This window comes from Nostoc sp. WHI (assembly GCF_015714725.1).
Classification (GTDB): Bacteria; Cyanobacteriota; Cyanobacteriia; order Cyanobacteriales; family Nostocaceae; genus Nostoc.
On sequence record NZ_WBKM01000151.1, the window covers coordinates 1 to 19,431 of the forward strand.

Annotated in this window: 25 protein-coding genes and 2 pseudogenes; 14 read left to right on the forward strand and 13 right to left on the reverse strand. The window is 40.3% G+C overall.

Annotated features, from left to right (window positions below; all coding sequences use genetic code 11):
* Both F8S12_RS15955 and F8S12_RS15960 read right to left on the reverse strand, forming a co-directional pair.
* Positions 1-417 (reverse strand): tetratricopeptide repeat protein (locus tag F8S12_RS15955; RefSeq protein WP_230968039.1); only part of this gene is annotated, 417 nt, incomplete at its 3' end.
* Positions 386-640: a tetratricopeptide repeat protein gene (locus F8S12_RS15960; RefSeq protein WP_331001396.1), complete on the reverse strand. Its 255-nt coding sequence runs from the start codon at positions 638-640 to the stop codon at positions 386-388. The genes F8S12_RS15955 and F8S12_RS15960, both read right to left, overlap by 32 nt.
* A gap of 221 nt (positions 641-861) precedes the next feature.
* On the opposite strand from F8S12_RS15960, the gene F8S12_RS15965 reads away from it, so the two are divergent.
* Complete coding sequence (locus F8S12_RS15965) at positions 862-1,164, forward strand: type II toxin-antitoxin system RelE/ParE family toxin (protein ID WP_230968040.1); 303 nt, start codon at positions 862-864, stop codon at positions 1,162-1,164.
* Positions 1,165-1,178: 14 nt separating this feature from the next.
* The gene (locus tag F8S12_RS15970; RefSeq protein WP_196517137.1) at positions 1,179-1,487 is read left to right on the forward strand and encodes a HigA family addiction module antitoxin; all 309 of its coding nucleotides are present in this window, start codon (positions 1,179-1,181) and stop codon (positions 1,485-1,487) included.
* A gap of 139 nt (positions 1,488-1,626) precedes the next feature.
* On the opposite strand, the gene F8S12_RS15975 is transcribed toward F8S12_RS15970, so the two are convergent.
* Positions 1,627-1,803, reverse strand: coding sequence for a ribbon-helix-helix domain-containing protein (locus F8S12_RS15975; RefSeq protein WP_196517138.1), 177 nt, complete (start codon positions 1,801-1,803; stop codon positions 1,627-1,629).
* Between the two features lie 83 nt (positions 1,804-1,886).
* Here F8S12_RS15975 and F8S12_RS40635 point away from each other — a divergent pair.
* A pseudogene (locus F8S12_RS40635) lies at positions 1,887-2,063 on the forward strand (helix-turn-helix domain-containing protein); the annotation flags it as partial.
* Positions 2,064-2,344: 281 nt separating this feature from the next.
* Positions 2,345-2,542 carry a hypothetical protein gene (locus F8S12_RS15980; RefSeq protein ID WP_196517139.1) on the forward strand — a complete coding sequence of 66 codons (198 nt, stop codon included), beginning with the start codon at positions 2,345-2,347 and terminating at the stop codon, positions 2,540-2,542.
* Between the two features lie 157 nt (positions 2,543-2,699).
* On the opposite strand, the gene F8S12_RS42005 is transcribed toward F8S12_RS15980, so the two are convergent.
* Together F8S12_RS42005 and F8S12_RS15990 are read right to left on the reverse strand one after the other, a co-directional pair.
* A complete protein-coding gene (locus tag F8S12_RS42005; RefSeq protein ID WP_331001391.1) occupies positions 2,700-2,858 on the reverse strand; it encodes a hypothetical protein in 159 nt (52 codons plus the stop codon).
* Positions 2,858-4,060: a helix-turn-helix domain-containing protein gene (locus tag F8S12_RS15990; RefSeq protein ID WP_230968041.1), complete on the reverse strand. Its 1,203-nt coding sequence runs from the start codon at positions 4,058-4,060 to the stop codon at positions 2,858-2,860. Before F8S12_RS15990 ends, F8S12_RS42005 begins: the two co-directional genes overlap by 1 nt.
* A gap of 594 nt (positions 4,061-4,654) precedes the next feature.
* Here F8S12_RS15990 and F8S12_RS15995 point away from each other — a divergent pair.
* The 4 genes and pseudogenes from F8S12_RS15995 to F8S12_RS16010 all read left to right on the forward strand — a co-directional run bounded on the left by F8S12_RS15995 (position 4,655) and on the right by F8S12_RS16010 (position 8,794).
* On the forward strand, positions 4,655-6,082 hold the full coding sequence (locus F8S12_RS15995; RefSeq protein WP_196517140.1) for a hypothetical protein: 1,428 nt from the start codon (positions 4,655-4,657) through the stop codon (positions 6,080-6,082).
* Positions 6,083-6,306: 224 nt separating this feature from the next.
* Positions 6,307-6,489, forward strand: a pseudogene (locus tag F8S12_RS16000) (IS630 family transposase); the annotation flags it as partial.
* Positions 6,490-6,756: 267 nt separating this feature from the next.
* The gene (locus F8S12_RS16005) at positions 6,757-7,377 is read left to right on the forward strand and encodes a hypothetical protein (protein WP_196517142.1); all 621 of its coding nucleotides are present in this window, start codon (positions 6,757-6,759) and stop codon (positions 7,375-7,377) included.
* Positions 7,378-7,411: 34 nt separating this feature from the next.
* Positions 7,412-8,794 carry a Piwi domain-containing protein gene (locus tag F8S12_RS16010; protein ID WP_230968042.1) on the forward strand — a complete coding sequence of 461 codons (1,383 nt, stop codon included), beginning with the start codon at positions 7,412-7,414 and terminating at the stop codon, positions 8,792-8,794.
* Positions 8,795-8,896: 102 nt separating this feature from the next.
* On the opposite strand, the gene F8S12_RS16015 is transcribed toward F8S12_RS16010, so the two are convergent.
* From F8S12_RS16015 to F8S12_RS16040, 6 genes are all read right to left on the reverse strand, one after another.
* Entirely contained in the window at positions 8,897-9,304 is a 408-nt protein-coding gene (locus tag F8S12_RS16015) for a type II toxin-antitoxin system VapC family toxin (RefSeq protein ID WP_196517143.1), read from the reverse strand.
* Complete coding sequence (locus F8S12_RS16020; RefSeq protein ID WP_196517144.1) at positions 9,301-9,555, reverse strand: hypothetical protein; 255 nt, start codon at positions 9,553-9,555, stop codon at positions 9,301-9,303. The genes F8S12_RS16015 and F8S12_RS16020 overlap by 4 nt, the downstream gene beginning before the upstream one ends.
* Positions 9,556-9,691: 136 nt before the next feature.
* Entirely contained in the window at positions 9,692-10,237 is a 546-nt protein-coding gene (locus F8S12_RS16025; RefSeq protein ID WP_196517145.1) for a hypothetical protein, read from the reverse strand.
* A 108-nt stretch (positions 10,238-10,345) separates the two neighbouring features.
* Entirely contained in the window at positions 10,346-10,759 is a 414-nt protein-coding gene (gene aroH / locus F8S12_RS16030; protein WP_331001392.1) for a chorismate mutase, read from the reverse strand.
* 101 nt (positions 10,760-10,860) lie between these two features.
* Positions 10,861-11,682 carry a signal peptide peptidase SppA gene (gene sppA / locus F8S12_RS16035; RefSeq protein ID WP_196517146.1) on the reverse strand — a complete coding sequence of 274 codons (822 nt, stop codon included), beginning with the start codon at positions 11,680-11,682 and terminating at the stop codon, positions 10,861-10,863.
* Between the two features lie 498 nt (positions 11,683-12,180).
* On the reverse strand, positions 12,181-12,495 hold the full coding sequence (locus F8S12_RS16040) for a hypothetical protein (protein ID WP_196517147.1): 315 nt from the start codon (positions 12,493-12,495) through the stop codon (positions 12,181-12,183).
* 465 nt (positions 12,496-12,960) lie between these two features.
* On the opposite strand from F8S12_RS16040, the gene F8S12_RS16045 reads away from it, so the two are divergent.
* The 5 genes from F8S12_RS16045 to F8S12_RS16065 all read left to right on the forward strand — a co-directional run bounded on the left by F8S12_RS16045 (position 12,961) and on the right by F8S12_RS16065 (position 16,989).
* Complete coding sequence (locus F8S12_RS16045; protein ID WP_196517148.1) at positions 12,961-13,749, forward strand: MlaE family lipid ABC transporter permease subunit; 789 nt, start codon at positions 12,961-12,963, stop codon at positions 13,747-13,749.
* 77 nt (positions 13,750-13,826) lie between these two features.
* On the forward strand, positions 13,827-14,243 hold the full coding sequence (locus F8S12_RS16050; protein ID WP_196517185.1) for a DUF3119 family protein: 417 nt from the start codon (positions 13,827-13,829) through the stop codon (positions 14,241-14,243).
* A gap of 138 nt (positions 14,244-14,381) precedes the next feature.
* Positions 14,382-15,650: a DUF3086 domain-containing protein gene (locus tag F8S12_RS16055; protein WP_196517149.1), complete on the forward strand. Its 1,269-nt coding sequence runs from the start codon at positions 14,382-14,384 to the stop codon at positions 15,648-15,650.
* Positions 15,651-15,728: 78 nt separating this feature from the next.
* Positions 15,729-16,409 carry a glycerol-3-phosphate 1-O-acyltransferase PlsY gene (gene plsY, locus F8S12_RS16060; protein WP_196517150.1) on the forward strand — a complete coding sequence of 227 codons (681 nt, stop codon included), beginning with the start codon at positions 15,729-15,731 and terminating at the stop codon, positions 16,407-16,409.
* A gap of 178 nt (positions 16,410-16,587) precedes the next feature.
* Positions 16,588-16,989, forward strand: a complete 402-nt coding sequence (locus F8S12_RS16065) for a metal-sensing transcriptional repressor (RefSeq protein ID WP_196517151.1) — start codon at positions 16,588-16,590, stop codon at positions 16,987-16,989.
* Between the two features lie 22 nt (positions 16,990-17,011).
* Here the strand turns inward: F8S12_RS16065 and F8S12_RS16070 are convergent, their stop codons facing one another.
* Complete coding sequence (locus F8S12_RS16070; RefSeq protein ID WP_196517152.1) at positions 17,012-17,545, reverse strand: dihydrofolate reductase family protein; 534 nt, start codon at positions 17,543-17,545, stop codon at positions 17,012-17,014.
* Between the two features lie 64 nt (positions 17,546-17,609).
* Between F8S12_RS16070 and menH the strand changes: the two genes are divergently transcribed.
* Positions 17,610-18,434: a 2-succinyl-6-hydroxy-2,4-cyclohexadiene-1-carboxylate synthase gene (gene menH / locus F8S12_RS16075; RefSeq protein WP_196517153.1), complete on the forward strand. Its 825-nt coding sequence runs from the start codon at positions 17,610-17,612 to the stop codon at positions 18,432-18,434.
* Between the two features lie 7 nt (positions 18,435-18,441).
* Here menH and F8S12_RS16080 read toward each other — a convergent pair whose 3' ends face one another.
* Positions 18,442-19,092, reverse strand: a complete 651-nt coding sequence (locus F8S12_RS16080; protein ID WP_331001393.1) for a glycoside hydrolase family 24 protein — start codon at positions 19,090-19,092, stop codon at positions 18,442-18,444.
* Between the last annotated feature and the right edge of the window lie 339 nt (positions 19,093-19,431).

Genomic DNA, 19,431 nt, shown 5'->3' on the forward strand with positions numbered 1-19,431 from the left:
GCCAGAGCGATCGCCAATTTGTTTTTGCATGGCTAAAGCTTGCTGATAGAAGTCCAAGGCTTTGGGGTACTGTCCCAGACTGTCGTAAGTTCTGCCAATGTTGCTGAGAATAGTACCAACGCCAGAGCGATCGCCAATTTGTTTTTGCATGGCTAAAGCTTGCTGATAGAAATCCAAGGCTTTGGGGTACTGTCCCAGACTGTCGTAAATTGCGCCAATGTTGTTGAGCGTTGTGCCAACACCTGCGCGATCGCCGATTTGTTTGCTAATAACTAAAGCTTGCTGAAAGTAATCCAAAGCTTTGGGGTACTGTCCTTGACTGGCGTAAATTCCGCCAATGCTGTTGAGGCTATTGCTTTCGCCAGAGCGATCGCCGATTTGTTTGCTAATAACTAAAGCTTGCTGATAGTACACCAAAGCTTTGGAGTACTGTCCGACACTGCCGTAAATTCCGCCAATTTTCGCCTGAGCGATCGCCGATTTGTTGACGAATGGCTAAAGCTTGCTGATAGTACTCCAAGGCTTTGGGGTACTGGCTTAAATTACTGTAAGATAATCCAATGTTGTTGAGTGTTGTGGCTTCTTGAGTGCGATCTTTTAATTCTTTACGAATTACCAAAGCTTGCTCATAAAACGCGATTCCTTGAGAATGCTTCTAATTCGGTATTTCTTGCCAAACTACGTCATTAAAATCTGGCTGGGAGGGATAAGAACAAACGTCAAACTCTATAAAAAAATTGACTTGCTCTAAAATTCAGAGGAACTTGCACAGCCTTTGCCCAAGCAAATACAAGTTTACAGGTTGAAGGGGAAAATAAAAATCCATCACTTGACAATGTATACTAACGTTTGACGATAGTAATGCGAAACGATAGTATTGTGATTGTCAGTTTCAAATCTGAAGAGACAAAGCTAATCTTTGAAGGCTTCACATCTTCTCAATACCCGCCCAATATCCAGAAGACTGCTTTACGAAAACTGCTTGTCCTTGACGCAGCAACATCAATTAATGACTTGCGTGTTCCACCTGGAAATCGCTTAGAAAAGCTAGTTGGCGATAGAATTGGGCAGTACAGTATTCGTATTAACGATCAATGGCGAATCTGCTTTGTTTGGACAAATGAAAACAATGCTTCAGAAGTTGAAATAGTCGATTACCACTAAGTATAAAAATCATTATGAATAACAACCGTCTGCCAAACATCCATCCTGGCGAAATCTTGCAACTAGAATTCTTGGAACCATTGAACATCACACCTTATCGATTAAGCAAAGATATAAGTGTAACTCAAACACGAATTAGCGAAATTTTACAAGCAAAGCGTAGTATTACAGCAGATACAGCCTTGCGTCTATCGCGCTATTTTGGGAACAGCGCTCAGTTTTGGTTGAATTTACAAACACAATACGATTTACGTCAAGCTCTTGAAGTAAATGCAGAAGTTTACAATCAAATTCCTCAACTTCCGTTTAATGATGTAGCCTGAACTTATTTTCAGATACCAAAACTACTTATTTGGTAAAAATTGTTATTTAACCATTATTTTCTATTGATGTAATCTGCTGATATTTTTTCTCAAAACCTAATTGGTTTACAGGTGATATCTAAGGGCAAGTATCTACGCCTCATTTACCCTTCTCCTGAGTAGGCGAAATTATCCCTTCCGCCTGCGCTTGTTTAACGGCTCGTTTCAGAATTAACACTGCCATTTGCGACAAAGAACGCTCCTCTGCATCCGCAAGTTGTTGCAGAGCTTCCTTGTCTTCTTCTTCCATGTAAATACTGACTACAACTTTCCCCATGTGACTATCATCAAATTATCTATGTATTTCTATATTAAATCAATGAAAACACATAAATAAAAATAAATTAACATTAAAATTATTGGGATGTTAATCATGAGGCGATCGCTCGAATTTGCTCTCGTTCACTTTCAACTGTTCGGCGCTGGTTCTCCAAAGGGCGCAACTACCGCCGTCCCATGCCTTCCGATTTACGCCATCTTGCCCTAATGGATTTGCTGCTAGAAGGCTTTGAGGAGATTCCTGAAGTACTTTTATAGGACTTACGCAAAGCTAAACACGGTAGGGGCAATTCATGAATTGCCCCTACCATAAAATAAGGGTTTCGACTATTGTTTGCGTAAGTCCTATTTTAAACAAACTCTGTTTAACTAACCAGAGTAAATAGGGATTAAAAGTCAACAAATTTCAATATCATTCTGACATTTTTTTACCAGCCACTCTTAAAGTAGAGTGGCTTTTGTCTAGGAAATTTTGTGAGCCAGTAAGCTTTAACCACCGAATTAATTGGCTAAATCACAAGTATTGTCAGGAGGTTTTTGTGAGCTACATTGACAAACTTCATCCTTGGTGTATCGTCCGTCATTTCCCCAGTATGCAACACCAAATTGTTGCTCGTTTTCGTCGTCGAAGCGATGCAGAAGCCCATTCACAAGCACTGCGCCGACTTATGCCAAGTGCAACTTTTACAATTATGTTTAATCTGGAAGTGGTGCAGTTAGACAGAATCACTCTCTAGTTAGGACATTCTAGAAATTAAAATATTAGTATTTAATAATACTTCTGATACTTTGTCATGTCAGCAAATGTCATAAAACACCTTTGACACCAACCATCTATCCACAGTGCTGGAACCTTAAATCTTGCCCCACAGTTGGGACATTCTGAAAGCAAGCTTAACTTGTGGCGATCGCACCTCCAAGCCCTGCTGCTTTACCTAAGCCAGTAGGGGTTAAATCATTTACCTGTCGAAAGCGTCCTAAAAAGTGACTTAAACTTTCTCCTTGATATGGTTCAACTTGAAACAACCAAGGGTTAATTTCTCCAACTTCCATTACTTATACTCTGCAATTAAACCAGATTCCCAGCGTTGAAATCTTGTTTGGTCGCCCATTCGAGCATCAAGTCGCTGGTTATAGTTATCAACGATGTAACGCACCAACATTTGCTCTAACTGCCGCAACGTTAAGCAAGCTTCTTTCTCCGCTTCCTCTGGTCGCTCTTGAACGTTTGAACCTGTATATCCTTGTAAAGTTGAGAATAATTCTGTATTTAGAGTTTTAAACGGGCGCTCAACACTACCACCTTCAGATGGGCGATCGCGCAAATGACAAACAAACCCTAACTGCACTCCTATTTGCTGTAAATGGTTAGAACGAAAATCTTTACCCCCATCCGTATAAAAGTGTTGCGGCAAACCAGAAGTACCCCATTCTTCATTAAGCCCATATTCTGAACCATATTGCTTGGGCAAAATTGCATGACGTAACGCCAAAGCTACAACTTGAGAACTTGGTGCATCGTAGCCCAAGTTAATCCCCATAATGCAGCGTGAATAACTATCAATAACTGTTGTTAACCAAGGACGACTCAGAATTTTGCCATGCTGATCTACTAATAAAACATCAACAAGGGTGTGGTCGCATTGCCAAACTTGATTACTATGTTCTATTTGTAAATCTTTTCCATCACGGGTTTTAACTGATAAGCGCGAACCACGCCAACCCGGACTGCGAATACTTTTAGCTTGCTCAATTTTATCTATTAACGGCTGCAAAATTCGGTAAACCGTCATGTGGGAAGGAGGCTTAACTCCCAGTTCGTCTGCTCTCGCCTTTACTCTAATAAATACCTGCTGGCGAGTCATTCTTTTACTTCCCTTATTACCCTCCTTATAAGTTTTCAATACAAACTCTTGCCAGTCCTCATCAACTCGATGCTTCCCTTTATCCACCCGTTGATTTTGCACCAGTCCAGCTAAACCTTCGTTTTCCCATTTGTCTACTAGCCGTCGCACTGTACGTACTGACTTACCAAGCTTTTCTGCTGCTTCTTTGAGCTTTTGAGTATATGTAGTGCGTTGGCGCAGCCCGCCGTAGGCATCGCTATTTTCTAAAAGACTTTGAATCACCTCCATTTTCAGCAAAGCTTCATCTGAAAGTTTAGAAACTATAACGTTTGCTTCAGCAAGATCGCTGTTGGCATCTGCGGAGCTTGCCCAAGTCGTAGAGGTTTTAGAAAATTCTGCATCTTGCATACAGTGTTCTATCAAAACATAGTTGTATTATACTACTCTATTGACAAATAATTTGTTAATTTATCAAAACTCATGATTTTTCTAGGTTTCTGGAAAGTGACAATTAAATTGTGAAATATCTGGTATTCGACATCTAATTAGTGAATAATGACTTAGATCGGCATAACTGTTTTAAATACCTAAAATACTGGCATAATCCTTGCTATGTCAGTATTTTAGGTATTTAGAACATTGTGACAATATTTTGTTAAATTGACAAATAATTAGTTAATGTACATTTGTAGTTAACTGATTAATTTTCGCTTTCTTTTTTGCACCCTTGGGTGAGACAAAAAATTATTTATGCAAGAGGTCTAGTGAGAAATCCTCTCTCTTTATCGAATGATACAGCCCTGGGGGCTAGGGGGGATCAAGCTTTCAAGTTTTCAGTGCGTAAGTTCTAGTTTATACCAAATTGCAGTCGAGCAATTCAGGGTCAGAGCAAAGCGATCGCAGCATTTCTTTAAGCTGTCCACGTATCATATAAAACATTTTTCCAGAAACTTTTGAGAGATTTTAACGGTCTGGTTCTCCAAATTCTGCAAACAACCACTAATGTCATCTTTTACACAAGGTATTCCTGGATTACCCGATTTGACACATCCGACTGAACTTGTTCAATTTGGCACTCAGGCACTTACAGCTTCACTATTATTAGTATTTTTGGTCGTAGCTTTGGGAGTTGCCATCGCTCTGATGAGTTTTTCTCTACGTCGAAGCCAGCCCGAACAACTAATATTTATTGATGAATGGGCTGTTCGTTATTCCCAACTGCTGCGGGGATTACAGCATTTAACTCTGGTATTAATTCTGTTAGTACCGGGATTTTTTCTCTGTTCAACTTTGAGCAATCGTTATCACCACTGGGAACAAGCAAGGGTGGCTCAAGTAGCTCAAAGTGTTGCAGGTGAGAAGCTCGAACAATTTGCCCCCCAAGTGCGCTACTCTATTCAAGAGCCATACACATATACCACTCAAGTTGATGGCAAAATTGTTAAGGTCAATGATACACGAGAGAGCAACCGCTATTTAATGCTGGCTGGTTCGCAAATTCAAGTCAAGCTTGACCAAAGTGTAGATGTTCCAGGTCGCAGCTCAATTTATCAGGCAAATTATACTGCCGATTATAAAGTAATTAACCAGATCAAGGATATTAATAATTTTTTCTTTGAAGCACCGCCACCCAACGGCTACACGCTGCTTGCTAGTTACAAAGTAGAACGTGACGGGACTAGGTTACAACCAACCAACGCGGGTGATTATAATTTTCCTTTCCGGCTACAACCAGGGAAAGAAACAACTTTTCGAGTCACCTATCAAGCTCAAGGAGGGCCGCGCTGGGTTTATAGCGCAGGGGGACAGTTGCTTTCTAACTTCCGTCTTACAGCAATTGCTAACTTTGCTCCAGCTGATTTTGCTAGTGGCGTTGTACCTAATGAGATTAAAGTTAATGGACGCAGCACTGAATTTACTTGGAAATTTGACGATAATGTTTCAGTAAAAAATCCATTTGGAGTGTTTACCAACACCGACCCTATTCGTCATACTGGCGTAATTCCGCGTCTTTTATTGCTAGCACCAGCAATATTTTTGTGGTGGATATTATTGTTATATTTGTCACTGCCAATGAGTTTCAAAAATGTAGCGATCGCTGGTAGTATTTTCTTTGCTTGTCTTTTGACTTTGACCTATGTAGCTCGTGTTATAAATGCTCAGTTGGCTTGGACTTTAATTTCCATTATCTTACTAATATTGACATGGGGATTAGGAGCTAGCCGCAGTGCATCCCTTGCCGCGATCATTTGCACTATCGCTGGAGCAATATTACCCGTCTTTGGATTATTAGTACCGTTCAGCGGCCTCACCCTCAGTTTAGCGGGTTTTCTTTCAGCTGTCTGGCTAGCAGTTCGTCACTGGTATGGCTGGTACAGTTTGCACCCAGAAGACCAAAGATTGCAGGCTCAGAGAAACGCTAAAAATTAACTTTTTAAGGTGATTCCGTTATTATTAACGAAGTTTTAGTTAACAGCACTTATGGATAACGATTTACTAGCTTTTTTTGCGGGTATTGGGCTAATTATTCTCTATCTCATTTTCTCAGCATTAACTGAAATGGGTACTAAACTGCCCTGGAAGAAATAAGTTGATTAGATGATGAATAAAGCTATTATCCTGAATCATTCGTGAGAAACAAGATCCCCGATTTATTCAACATCAGCCGCAACACGATCAACCTATGGTTGCAGCGCAAAGGTGAAACCGGAGATGTTCTGCCGTTGCCTAACCACCCGCCTGGAAACAACCACAAAATCACAGACTGGGATGAATTTCGGGCTTTTGCTAAACCTCATGGTGATAAAACCCAGGTAGAGATGGCTCAACTGTGGGAATTATGGGACAGAATTACCACTTAGTTCATCATTTGTGGCTTCTATTTGCAACAAAACGTAATGTACGATCACTGTCGTGATATAAGTCATGCAATTACATAAATAATTATAGACATACCATATAGTTTTTTTCCTAAAAGCTTTGACCACTAACCATAAGATGGTGTATAGTCTCTTGTTAACTCACAACAGAGAGATTTTGTCTATGATTCGAGATTTAGAGCAGGTATGCCAAACACCAGCTTCTATCATAGGAAATTGAAACTTATGGGGCAAGGTTGGCTACCATCTGCAAGTTATAATCTTTGGTCTTTATCAGATTCACGAGTGGGTCAAGAATTCTGGTTTTGTGATATGAAGCGAGGCTTTAACAAGGTTCGTCATAAAGAACCTCAAGTTAAAGCTCTGTTGGAAGACAACAAACATCAGCGAATTGGTAAATTAGCACAAGGCGGGGTTTATGAATTTTATCAAAACCCCCAACTTTTGTCACAGTCTGAAGGTGTAGAAAAAGTTGCAGCTATTTTAAAACTAAATCAAGAGCCAGACGAAGTTCAAGAGCGAATCATTGGGATTCTGAACAACTATTGTAAAGAACCTATTTTAGTTGACAAGCAAATTATTCAGTTGAGCAAAGGCGATGAGGGATTTCCTTCACCAATAATTATCGAAGAGGGTAATTATTCTTTCAATCTATATGCACCAACTGACTGCACTTTTAAACAGACAGATGGTACTATTCATATTTTAGATTTCAAGACAGGTAAATCAGACTTTGACCGACGACAAGCTTATGTCTACTTGTTAGCAGCTAGCTATCTCTATCCACAACAACCATCTGTTGCCTCATTCTACAACTTAGAAACTTGCTTGGCATCTGACATATGAAACAGCTAGCAAGTTTGGGGTTAACTGGGGAGAATTGCTCAAGCAAACCAAAATTCTTTACAAAGAACGAACAAAATTATTAGCTACCTACAAAGAAGAAGCTGAAAACGCTTTAAATAATTATGGATTTGAGTTAGGAATCAGCATCAACAGCCGTCACTATCCAGAGTTGTTTTGGCAACCACAAGTTCCAATTGAAGATACACCCTTGCTATTTGGCAACGGACTTATTAGCGCTCAAAGTAAAATTCTCACAGGTCTTTCTAGAGGTGGTGTTTACCGCCGCTATAAGAAATTTTCTGACCCATCCAGACCAATTCGGATTACTGTTCTGAATCTTTGTGAGGTGGGGTTGGATGACTTTATACAAAAACTTAAAGAACGGTTAAAAAGCTATAAATTTGAAAGCCTATTTGTTACCAAATCAATATCGCTAAAAAACTTAAGTGATACTCAGGCAAGAGCAAAAGTTGAGGAAGTAGTCAATGAATTAATGGAAATTAAACCTGAAATAGTTTTGGCGTTTTTGCCCCAGAGCGATCGTAACGCCGATGAGGAAGAGGGTGGTAGTCTTTATCACAAAATATATGATCTATTGCTTAATCGCCAGATAGCTAGCCAGATGATTTATGAAGATACATTGAAGAATCCTGATTATTATAAAAATATTCTCAATCAGGTGGTTCCAGGAATTCTCGCCAAGCTGGGTAATTTACCTTTTGTTCTGGCTGAACCTCTAGAAATAGCCGACTGTTTCATTGGATTGGATATTTCCAGACAGTCTAAGACAAAACTTTCTGGAACAATGAATGCTTGTGCTAGTATGCGTCTTTATGGGAAGCAAGGAGAGTTTATTCGCTATCTGCTAAAAGATACTTTGATTCAAGGTGAAGAAATTCCTAAACAATTTCTAGAAGGACTGTTACCAAAAAAGGAGTTTGAAGGAAAAATAGTACTGATTTATCGTGATGGGCTTTTTTGCGGACAAGAAGTTGCTAATCTCCTAGAATGGGCTGAAGCCATTGGCTGTAAATTGATATTAGTAGAGTGTCGAAAGTCTAATATTCCTCGACTATATAATTTGGTTAATAAAATCATAGCTGCACCAGAAAAAGGTTTGGCGCTGCGTATTTCTTCTACTGAAGCAGTTCTGGTGACAACTCAAGTAACTGAAAAGATGGGTCTTGCTGATCCTTTACGCTTAACAGTTATCACTGCAAACCATCCAGCTTTAATTTCTCCTCCCATAGAACAAGTGGTTGAAACTACTTTGAAACTCACCTTACTGCATCATGGAGCATTAAAAATGCCTCGCTTACCAATGCCAGTATATGGAGCGCATAAGATGGCAAAACTGCGATTAAGGGGGATTTATCCAAGCAGTATGTTAGAGGGCGATCGCCAGTTTTGGCTGTAGAAATAACGTAAAAACTCTAACTTTTAGATATCCATCCATATATTATTGTAATGTCTATTTTTGTAGCAAACTGCGATCGCTATTTTTCTTGCGATTTATCGCTCAAGGTACAACTTCAAAAGATTGATTACCACGAAATCGATAGATGTGGAAATCTCGATCAAGAGTAAAAATTCGTCTCTGATTTAAGGTTTCAGCAGTGGCTACCAAAGAAGCATCTGCCAAATCCATTGGGATGTCTCGATATTGCTCCATCAGCGATCGCATTCTTTCCTGTTCTTCTACATTATTCTGGTGCAACAAAAGAATTTGATCAGTAACATAGCCCCATAGCTCTTGTTGTGCAGACCATCCACCATAGCGACCTAATAAATACATGGCTTCTGTAAAACAAGACCAAGTGGTTAGTAAAGGGGCTAGTAGCTGAGGTAAGATATCAATACAACGTTGGTGATTGGCATCGGTTTGGTTAATTAAAGCAATCAGAGCAGAAGCATCGCAAAGGGTCACTGGTTTAACCTTGAAGGGTCATACTTAGTTGACAAAATGTCTGTAAAAGCTTCCTTTGTACGCTCAGACAAATTTGATGGCTGAAAATTGACTTGCCCGACTCTTCCTCGCAACGACTTGTCTAAGGTATCAGTAGATGCGTCACTTGAGGTTTCATTAGTCAGGATTATTAATTTTACTCGTCGTCCAGTCAGTTCAGAAGCACGCAGGAGAATCTCTTCCCACGTTCCTTCAAAAGTTTGCTGTTCCATAATTACCCTATTCAAAGTTAGCTTTCTGGCAGACACTTTAACATACAAGCAAATACGACATCTTGTGATGAAAATTTGAAATGGATGCTTTACTTTAGTCCAAAACTCGACACAAAACTACGCCAATAGCAACCACTCAACAGGATGCTTCCACTAATCTGATTTCTCTAATTCTCCTCTGCTTGTTGGTAGAAAAGATTAAACCACCATAAGCATCATTTGGATATACTAAATTCTTTTCACTATCAATTGTTGATAACAATGTAGAGTATGCTTTCTGAGCCGTATTTATGCGATCGCCTATCTTTACCCCGTTCTCAGTAGGATAACGTGAACTAGAAGCACTAATTTGATGCACCTCACTTTTACTGGCATTATTAGAAGTTGAAAGTCCCTCAATTTCTAATCCCTCATATTTCCAAGTAGTAATATAGGAGGTATAACAAACGTCGTCATACTTTGTAGTTCGACTTTTCGGTTTACCCAATTTTTTGAAAATATCTTTTTCTTTCATCCCTAGCTTAATATCACCTATGGATATTTTAGACACATCAATTGCTTCTTTGCTGGACTTACCAAGAAGATTGCTACGATAGTTTGGATTGTTATTCTCACCTATAGCTATAGGATTTACAGCGAGTAGTATTCCAAAAGCAATTCCTGCTGCTAATTTTTTAAACATAACCTGACTTAAGGTGTTGCTAGTTTCAAAAATTATGCCACTTTTTAAATAAAAGCCCTCTGGAAATAGTTTGTTTTTTTCGCGCCGACTTACTTAGACGTAAATAATTTACACTTTTGACTTAACTGCTGGCTGTGATGCTTGTAATGGCTGGGGCAAACTCCAGTCAGGACGCAAGCTAGCAGCGTTGCGTAAATAGATATGATAAATTGAGGCGGAGGCTGGCATATAGGCGTGGACTAAGAACCGGATACAGCGCTGTAAACTGCCTTCGACGTGCATTTGCTGCACATCTAACATAGCTACATTATCCCAACCAGGACGCGCTCTAGCGATCGCCGCTGGAAAAATAGCATCTAGATCCCGTGTCACTGAGAAAGTAACACTAATAATGTCCCTTGTCTGAAATTGATTCCGGTTTTCTAGTTCATCCAGTAGTTCTGTGACTACCTCTTGCATTACCTCAACGGTATTTTCTGAAACTGTTGTTGCTCCGCGAATAGCCCGCATTTGCCAGTCCACGCCAAAATCCTCCTTAAAACAAAAAAGTGAGGAGTAGGAGTTAGGAGTTAGAAATTAGGAGTTAAAACTCTCAACTTCTCACTCTTAACTCCTAACTCATATTAGGGTCGATATAACCACAAGGGTAAACCACTGGTAGACATTTCAAATTCGAGCCAATCAATGCCAGCCCCAATTCCTGATGAAAACTGACGGCTTCCTGGTAAAAGACGACTCAACAAAGGTTTACGTTCTTCTAGGGTATAACAAAGTGTTTTTTCCGGATCGAGACCGACTAGTTCTGCTGTCCAACGACGGGCATCTTCTTCTGTGCCCAGGCGGTCTACAACACCCAACTCTAGGGCTTGCTGTCCTGTAAAAATCCGACCATCGGCGAAAGTTTTCACAGTTTCTACTGCTAAAGAACGGCCATCAGCTACCGTTTGAACAAATTGCTGATAACTTGTGTCAATCAACTCTTGCAGGATGCTTGCTTCTGGTTGAGTCAGTTGCCGGTCGAAAGCCAAAATGTCTTTGTAAGGCCCAGACTTAATTACCTGGAAGGAAACACCGATTTTTTCTAGCAAGCGTTCCAAGTTATTCCCACGCAGAATCACACCAATACTACCCGTAATTGTACCTGGGTTGGCGACGATGTGTTCGGCTCCCATGCCGATGTAGACTCCTCCAGAAGCCGAAATATTGCCAAAGCTAGCGACGATTTTAATTTTTTCGCGCAAACGCTTGAGGGCGCTGTAGATTTCTTGGGAATCTCCGACTGTACCGCCAGGACTATCGATACGTAGCAATAATGCCGGAAACTTTTTTTCTTCTACAGTTTTTAGGGCTTCTAGGACGCGTTTGCGAGTAGCACCGGCGATCGCACCAGTAATTTCAATCCGCGCAATTTGTTTTCTAAACTTGGGCTTAAACGGCCAAATCATGAGCTGTCAACATACCTCGTAATAAATTCAATATAAGATGCCCAACGGTCAGATGATCCGCTTTCCTCTATTAAGAAACGTGAGCAGGCATTATACTCATCAAAATTTTAAGGAAATTTTTATATTTTACAATGAGTTTTATTTGATATTCTCAATGAATGCTAATCAAGTCCTTGAAGATTGCGGCTAACACGAAATGCCAAACTCTAGTTTAGCGTCTAACGTGATGATTTAGCACAGGCTATTTTAGCTATTCTGCGGTATTCAAAATTCATAAACTCTTGGTCTTGTGCTTTTCTGACCTCTTGAGAATCAGTTTACTACGACCGTGTACTGATACATGCTGTTAGTAATTAATAACTAATAAATAATAAGTATCTAATCACTAATTTCGGCGTTCAATTTAATTAATAAAAATCCATTCAGCAACACTAATTTCTTATCTAGGTCAAGACCAGTAGTACTTTCACTTTTGAAAATATCATTTTTTCTTCTGTTCTACAGCTTATGAGCAACTGATGAATCTATTCGTAAAATTTGATACCGATAATAAGCGTACCTGTCAAATAGTGCCCCGACGAAACTACAGGTCAAGCTAATTACAAATAATCCGCGCAGGGGAGTGCCACTACCAAAGGTGGCAAGAAAATCGATAATCTGAATAGCGATCGCCTCAGTTAACTTTTGTAAGCCAGGAAAGTGACCGATGAGGGATAGAAAGATCAATCCGCCACCAACTAGGAATATGGGAGCAGCAAAACTAAAAATGATTGTGAGTAGCAGGGAGCGGAGAAAGTTAGTCAAAATAGTCATTTAAAACAAACTCCGTGACTAGAGATGACAAGAGCTAGATAGCGGTTTGTCAACTTCTACAATATGTGCGATCGCTTCGGAGCAGCCAATCTGTCAAAAATCTTAAATCTTCATTAAAAAGAACGGCTACCAGTTACAGCACGTAATGGGGATATAAAAAATTACTTAAATCTACAAAACCCTTGTAAAATCAAGGTTATAGCCAAGGTTAGCGCCTATTTATTGTTTAGCAGCACGTTCAATAACAGCTTTATTTTCTGAGAGGCTCTTTAACCTAAGTTAATGTTTAGCTTTTTAGGAGAGTAGGGAGTGGGGAAGAAGAAGCATGGGAAAAAAGGTAATTTTTCATTCTCTTAATTCCCAATTCCCCACTCCCCACTCCCTACTCCCTACTCCCTACTCCCTATTCCCCATTCCCATGACTTCCGCTATTCTTAAAACAGTTACCGAGTTACCTACAGAACATTGAACCAGACTACATCCAAATCCAGTTTAGGAGAATGGAGTCAGCGGTTGCTGGCAGCAATTTTTCTGGGTGGGCAAGTCCTAGTTCACCTATTGAGAGGCAAAATCCATCGGCGTAACACCTTAGAACAAATGGCAGCAGTTGGGCCAGATTCCTTATTTATTGCCCTATTGACGGCTATTTTCGTCGGCGCGGTGTTTACCATTCAGGTAGCGCGAGAATTTATCAACTTTGGTGCCGGAAACATTATCGGCGGAGTGCTTTCCATAGCATTGACACGAGAACTCGCTCCCGTGTTGACAGCAGTGGTTTTGGCCGGACGAGTCGGTTCTGCCTTTGCAGCCGAAATCGGTACCATGCGGGTAACAGAACAAATTGATGCCATGTTGATGTTAAGAACAGATCCAATTGATTACTTAGTTATCCCCCGCGTCCTTGCTTGTTGTTTAATGTTACCAATTTTAACCCTCCTCTCCTTGATAACAGGGATGTTCGGGGGATTGATAATTGCGACAAATATCTACAACATGTCTGATACGGTATTTATAGACTCAGCCCGTAACTTTCTTGGTATGTGGGATATTTTTAGCGCCATGATTAAGGCGTGTTGCTTTGGCATTTTAATCGCCGTAATTGGTTGTAGTTGGGGGTTAACGACAACAGGAGGAGCCAAAGGTGTAGGACAATCAACCACAACTGCTGTTGTGACTGCCTTGCTGATTATATTTGTTAGCAACTTCTTTCTTTCTTGGTTAATGTTTCAGGGGGCTGGTGACGCATTCTTCTAAAGACTCTAAAAGTTAGGAGTTAGGAGTTAAAACTCCTAATTCTTCATTCCTCACTCCTCACTCCTAAAATAGGAAAGATATCTACTAACAAAGCAGGATTTAAGACTGTGACACCTTCATTTGCTCCTACCTCCACTTCAACTGTGGAACTCAAGCCTAGTTACAATATACCTATAGTGTTGGTGATTGCTGCTATTCCACTACTATTGGTACAACCGTTAGTAGGCTTTGCTTTCACACTGTTTGGTTTGTTTCTCATGTTTCAAGCATTAACGCTGCGTTTGCAATTTACTGTCACCGACTTAGATATTTACAGAGACGGAAAATTGATTCGGCGCTTTCCCTACCAAGAATGGCAAAACTGGCGGATCTTCTGGAATGGAGTCCCTATTTTGTTTTACTTTAAAGAAATTAAAAGCATTCACTTTTTGCCGATTTTATTTGACCCCACCACCTTGAAAAGTTGTTTGGAACAACGTTGTCCGCGTATTTAGTGCTGAGTGGCATCAGTGCTGAGTCGTTTTGATCTAGATTTATAACTCAGCACTCATGACTTAAAACTTGGAAAGCGTGTCAATTGTAATTATTTCTGAAAGCTATTTATTCGCGTCATAGGAATTACACTACTGTTTATGAACCCAGAGGCATCTCAAACCCCAGAACCAATTGATGAGTGGTTGGCAGAAAAACAACAAGAGAGCAATGCAGATGAACATCCAGTAAATCCATCTGTTGAGTCAGTGGTAGAAACAGGAGTCATTGGCTCATCAGAAGACTATGCAACTTTTGATCTACTCATCTCAAATGCAGAAGAGGTAGATTCTACAGTAGAGCCAACAGAAAATTCAAATGGCGAGTTTGTGGCGCAGTTAGAAACTGAAACTGCCGGGTTGGGAGCAGAATCACAAGATAATTTACTATACGCCAAAGCAGAGCAGCGAGTGGTAGAGTTGCAGAATGCTGAAGCAGCCCTCAAGGAAGAAATAGCCAAGCTGGAAGCTTCTTATAAAAACCTTCAAACACAACTAAGTGAAACTCAAACTTCGCTAGGACGACTCGTGCAAGAGTCGCTCGTGCAGCTAGAACAGCGTAAACAAGCTCTACAAATTTCTATAGAACAGCTAGAACGCCGCCAAGAACGTATCCGCAACGAGATGCGAACCACTTTTGCTGGTGCATCCCAAGACTTGGCAATTCGGGTGCAGGGTTTTAAAGACTATCTCACGGGTAGCTTACAGGATTTGGCCTCTGCCGCCGAGCAGTTGCAACTGACGCCAACTGCGGTGGAACGAGAAAAACCATCTGTAAAAGAGGCTAAACCAGCAGAACCCCAGCCTGGAATGCCGCAATTTGCTCAACAGCAGTTTCAAGATACTACAAAGCAAATTCGCCGCCTAATTGACCAATACCGCAACAAACCAGATTACTACGGTTCGGCGTGGCAACTGCGCCGCACCTTTGAACCAGTCCACGCAGAACGTGTATCCAACTGGTTTTTTAACCAAGGGGGACGGGGTGGTTTGCGGACAATGGGTAGCCGCTTACAGAATGTCCTGATTGCGTCAGCCGCAATTTCGATATTACACAAACTCTATGGCGATCGCGTCCGTACTTTAGTCCTAGCTAATACACCGGAGCGATTAGGTGAATGGCGGCGCGGTTTACAAGACTGTTTGGGAATCGGTCGTCCAGATTTCGGGCCAGACCGGGGCGTGGTATTATTTGAGGCATCTGATGCTGTCGCTCAGAAAGCAGATCGATTGACGAAAGCGAATCAACTGCCTTTGATTATCATTGACGATTCAGAGGATCAAATCAGTTTATCACTGCTGCAATTTCCTCTGTGGTTAGCCTTTGCTCCCGACCCCAAAACAGTGAGAAACTATGATGATGATTTTTAATTAGTCATTGGTCATTGGTCATTAGTCAAGAGGTATTACTCTTGACTTTTTTAAATTTTGAATTTTGAATTGTTTATTATGGCTATTTGGTTAACTTTGTGCGGGGTAATTGTGGTCATAGCTTACCTGCTGGGTTCTTTTCCCACTGGGTACATCGCTGTGAAGCAGTTAAAAGGTATTGATATTCGGGAAGTTGGTTCAGGCTCCACTGGCGCAACTAATGTGCTAAGGACTTTGGGAAAAGGGCCAGGAGCATTTGTTTTAGTGCTTGATTCTTTAAAAGGCGTATTAGCGATCGCTCTAGTTTACTATTTATTCAGTTTTGAGCCAATTCAAAATTATATCCCCCCAACGGTAGATGTAAAATTGTGGCAGCCGTGGTTAATTATTTTAGCTGGGTTAGCTGCCATCCTGGGACATAGTAAATCGATTTTTTTGGGCTTTACTGGTGGTAAATCTGTGGCTATCAGCTTGGGGATTTTATTGGCAATGAGTTGGCAGGTAGGTTTAGCAACAACAGGTGTGTTTGCCGTCGTCGTGGCAATATCGCGCATTGTCTCTTTGAGTTCAATTGTAGGTGCGATCGCTGTTCCAATTTTGATGGTACTTTTGCATCAACCGTTACCATATATTCTGTTTGGGATTGCCGGTGGCTTGTATGTGATTTTGCGCCATCGCAATAATATTGAACGACTACTTGCTGGTACTGAGCCAAAAATTGGGCAAAATTTAACGACTGAACCAGAACAAACTACATAACTAGACAAGACTTACTCAAAGACGCAACTCATTACAGATTAACTAATTCGGGGGGTCTAAATCCCCGTTACAAAACTTAATTACGAATTACGTTAGCGACGCAGGAGCGTCATCACGAATTATTTTAACTATTACCCTCTAGGCTAGGATCGTAGTAATACAAGTCCTTTGATAACCCATGAATGGATTAAACAGATTAGCGAAGGAATCGTTGACAATATCCCAGCAAGCAGAACATTCCCACAGTCAGGATGTAGACAACGAGCATCCAGATCATGCTGATGGGACTGGAGAATTGGCTCATCCTCACATCCATAGCGAAGAGTCTTTACGACGAATTGCCAATCGGTTGTCGCGGATAGAAGGACATATTCGTGGTATTAAAACAATGGTGCAGCAAAATAGTCCTTGTCCTGATGTTTTGTTGCAAATTGCCGCAGTACGAGGCGCATTGGATAAGGTAGCGCGAATTGTTTTGGATGAACATTTAACTGAGTGTATTGGTAGAGCCGCCCAAGAGGGTAATATTGATGTTGAAATTAAACAGTTAAAGGCTGCTTTAGATAGATTTTTGCCTTAGCCCAGATTGTGAAAGCAGACGTTTAGGTTTTTGCTAAGGGCAATTTTAAATCATAAAATACTTGTAATAATCCAGATTCATAAGTTTTCACATCCTTTAACTGTAGTGCTGTTTCCAAATTCAAATCGTTGACAATCAGTGGTATGCCATTTCCTAGAATAATAGGATGGATAGAGAGGATCAACTCATCGATAAAACCGTTGATCAAAAAGTAATGAATCGTCTGCGCTCCTCCAACCAACCAGATATCACGACCGCTTGATTGACGTAATGTGTTGATCAAGCTTTTCCAATCACTACTTACAAATTTTACATTATTGTCTATTATATTTTGAGCAGTTTTAGAGAACACGAAAGCTTGCTTACCTTGATATGGATATTCCCCAAAACTCAATAATTGCTGATAGGTCTTGTTACCCATGATTACCGTGTCAACTTGGTCAAAAAACTCCGTGTAACCATAATCTTGGTCAGTGAATAGCCAATCTACCTCTCCTGATTGTCTAGCAATATATCCGTCAAGGCTAGAAGCAATAAACAACTTTATTTTTCGCATTATCTCGTTAATTATTTATGACTGCCATATATAATTTTATTTCTATTAGTCCTTTCATTAAAATATGCTTATAAAAAATTACAAATTTAACTATTCTTTAATTGGCAAACTAGATAAACCTCTGATTCTTTTTCTGCACGGATTCATGGGTAACATTGAAGAATTTGATAAAGCGATAAAATTACTCTCTGACGATTTTTCTTATTTGACAATTGACCTTCCCGGACACGGCAAAACTCAATTATTAGGTGGAGATGAGTATTATACGATGGCAAATACTGCCCATGCTTTAATCGACTTACTGGATGAATTAAAAATTACCAGATGCTTCTTAGTTGGTTATTCAATGGGTGGGAGATTAGCTTTATACCTCACCCTACATTTTCCAGAACGTTTTTTTAAAGTTGTGTTAGAGTCAGCTTCCCCTGGTTTGCAAACAGAAGCAGAACAATTAGAACGAATTAAATTTGACACGCAAATAGGTACTAAATTAACAAGAAGCATTGAAAAAAGTGATTTTGCTGCTTTTCTATTAAATTGGTATAATCAGCCGATTTTTGGTTATATAAAAAATCATTTAGAATACGATCGCATGGTAGAAAGTCGATTGCACAATAATCCCGTTGAATTAGATAAATCATTGCGTTTTATGGGTACTGGATGTCAACCTTCTTTATGGAAAAAACTTAAAGATAATAAAATTTCCATACTTCTCTTAGTTGGTGAATATGATGAAAAATTTATAACTATCAATACAGATATGTCTAAAATATGTAAATTTACACAGCTAAAAACAATTAGTAATGCTGGACATAATATTCACTTTGAAAATACCTTGGCATTTGTGGAAAATATCAAATATTTCTTTAGGCAGCAATTGGAAAACTAGGATAGTCTCACGGCTTCTTTACTGGCTTACTAGAAGAAGTTGGGGATGGTGTCAAATTTGGGGCTGCTGGTTGCTTAACTGCGGTTAATTCTTCTTGCAACATTTTCTGATAAACCTTAGGCAAGGAGCTACTAACAGAATTAGTTTCTATGCCATATCCCAAACTTGTCCAAGTGGGAGAGAGTCGCCGCAAAACATCATTTAACTTTTTCTGACGCAACAGTTGAGAAATATCAGTTCCCCAAACTTTAGAATCATTCAACCAACGATAAACTACCACATCTTGATACTCTGCTTCAAAACTATAATTAGTCCAAAACATCATCTGTATCGGGTTTGGGTGATAACGCGGAGCTAAACGATACCAAGTAATGTTAATAATTTGATATCTGCCAGCAGCCGTAGAACAATTACCTGTATTGGGGCCTGTGAGAATTGTGACGCATATCTCAGGATGTCGGCTAAGGTCGTTGACTTGCTGTCCACCATACAATAGTGAATAAGGACGATTGCCACTTGCTTCACTCGCTGAGATGGTTCGCATCAAAGCGCGGATATAAGGGTCGCCCTCTTTCATGACCAAAGGCGGCTGTTTATTTTCAAATATCGGATCGGAAGGCGATCGCAAGTCTCCAATATACCATTGCAACAAATACACAAAGCCGAGAAGCGCGGCTATTGGGCCAATAAGTTTTTCAACACCTTTGAATTTAAAGCCTTTCAGAGTCCGACTCCTTCAAATTCGCTCTCTTAGCTAACAACAAAGATTGACGAACTCATTTTGACAAAGTTCACTAGTTACTTCTGACTTCTGTAGAAGACGCGATTCATCGCGTCTCTACTTATTAGACCTCTTGCATAAATAATTTTTTGTCTCACGCAAAGGCAAGGCAGCGCGGTCTTCTCCCAAGGGGAGACGCTAAAAGCGATGGGGGTTTCCCCCATGAGTGACTGCCGCGCAAAGGCGCAAAGAAGAAAGCGAAAAGAAGGACTTTTG

Excerpts from the sequence above, each read along its gene's own strand:
- F8S12_RS15965 (WP_230968040.1), top strand. The coding sequence starts at position 862 with ATGCGAAACGATAGTATTGTGATTGTCAGTTTCAAATCTGAAGAGACA.
- F8S12_RS15970 (WP_196517137.1), top strand. The coding sequence starts at position 1,179 with ATGAATAACAACCGTCTGCCAAACATCCATCCTGGCGAAATCTTGCAA.
- F8S12_RS15975 (WP_196517138.1), bottom strand. The coding sequence starts at position 1,803 with ATGGGGAAAGTTGTAGTCAGTATTTACATGGAAGAAGAAGACAAGGAA.
- F8S12_RS42005 (WP_331001391.1), bottom strand. The coding sequence starts at position 2,858 with ATGGAAGTTGGAGAAATTAACCCTTGGTTGTTTCAAGTTGAACCATAT.
- F8S12_RS15990 (WP_230968041.1), bottom strand. The coding sequence starts at position 4,060 with ATGCAAGATGCAGAATTTTCTAAAACCTCTACGACTTGGGCAAGCTCC.
- F8S12_RS15995 (WP_196517140.1), top strand. The coding sequence starts at position 4,655 with ATGTCATCTTTTACACAAGGTATTCCTGGATTACCCGATTTGACACAT.
- F8S12_RS16005 (WP_196517142.1), top strand. The coding sequence starts at position 6,757 with ATGGGGCAAGGTTGGCTACCATCTGCAAGTTATAATCTTTGGTCTTTA.
- F8S12_RS16020 (WP_196517144.1), bottom strand. The coding sequence starts at position 9,555 with ATGGAACAGCAAACTTTTGAAGGAACGTGGGAAGAGATTCTCCTGCGT.
- F8S12_RS16025 (WP_196517145.1), bottom strand. The coding sequence starts at position 10,237 with ATGTTTAAAAAATTAGCAGCAGGAATTGCTTTTGGAATACTACTCGCT.
- sppA (WP_196517146.1), bottom strand. The coding sequence starts at position 11,682 with ATGATTTGGCCGTTTAAGCCCAAGTTTAGAAAACAAATTGCGCGGATT.
- F8S12_RS16040 (WP_196517147.1), bottom strand. The coding sequence starts at position 12,495 with ATGACTATTTTGACTAACTTTCTCCGCTCCCTGCTACTCACAATCATT.
- F8S12_RS16055 (WP_196517149.1), top strand. The coding sequence starts at position 14,382 with ATGAACCCAGAGGCATCTCAAACCCCAGAACCAATTGATGAGTGGTTG.
- plsY (WP_196517150.1), top strand. The coding sequence starts at position 15,729 with ATGGCTATTTGGTTAACTTTGTGCGGGGTAATTGTGGTCATAGCTTAC.
- F8S12_RS16065 (WP_196517151.1), top strand. The coding sequence starts at position 16,588 with ATGAATGGATTAAACAGATTAGCGAAGGAATCGTTGACAATATCCCAG.
- F8S12_RS16070 (WP_196517152.1), bottom strand. The coding sequence starts at position 17,545 with ATGCGAAAAATAAAGTTGTTTATTGCTTCTAGCCTTGACGGATATATT.
- menH (WP_196517153.1), top strand. The coding sequence starts at position 17,610 with ATGCTTATAAAAAATTACAAATTTAACTATTCTTTAATTGGCAAACTA.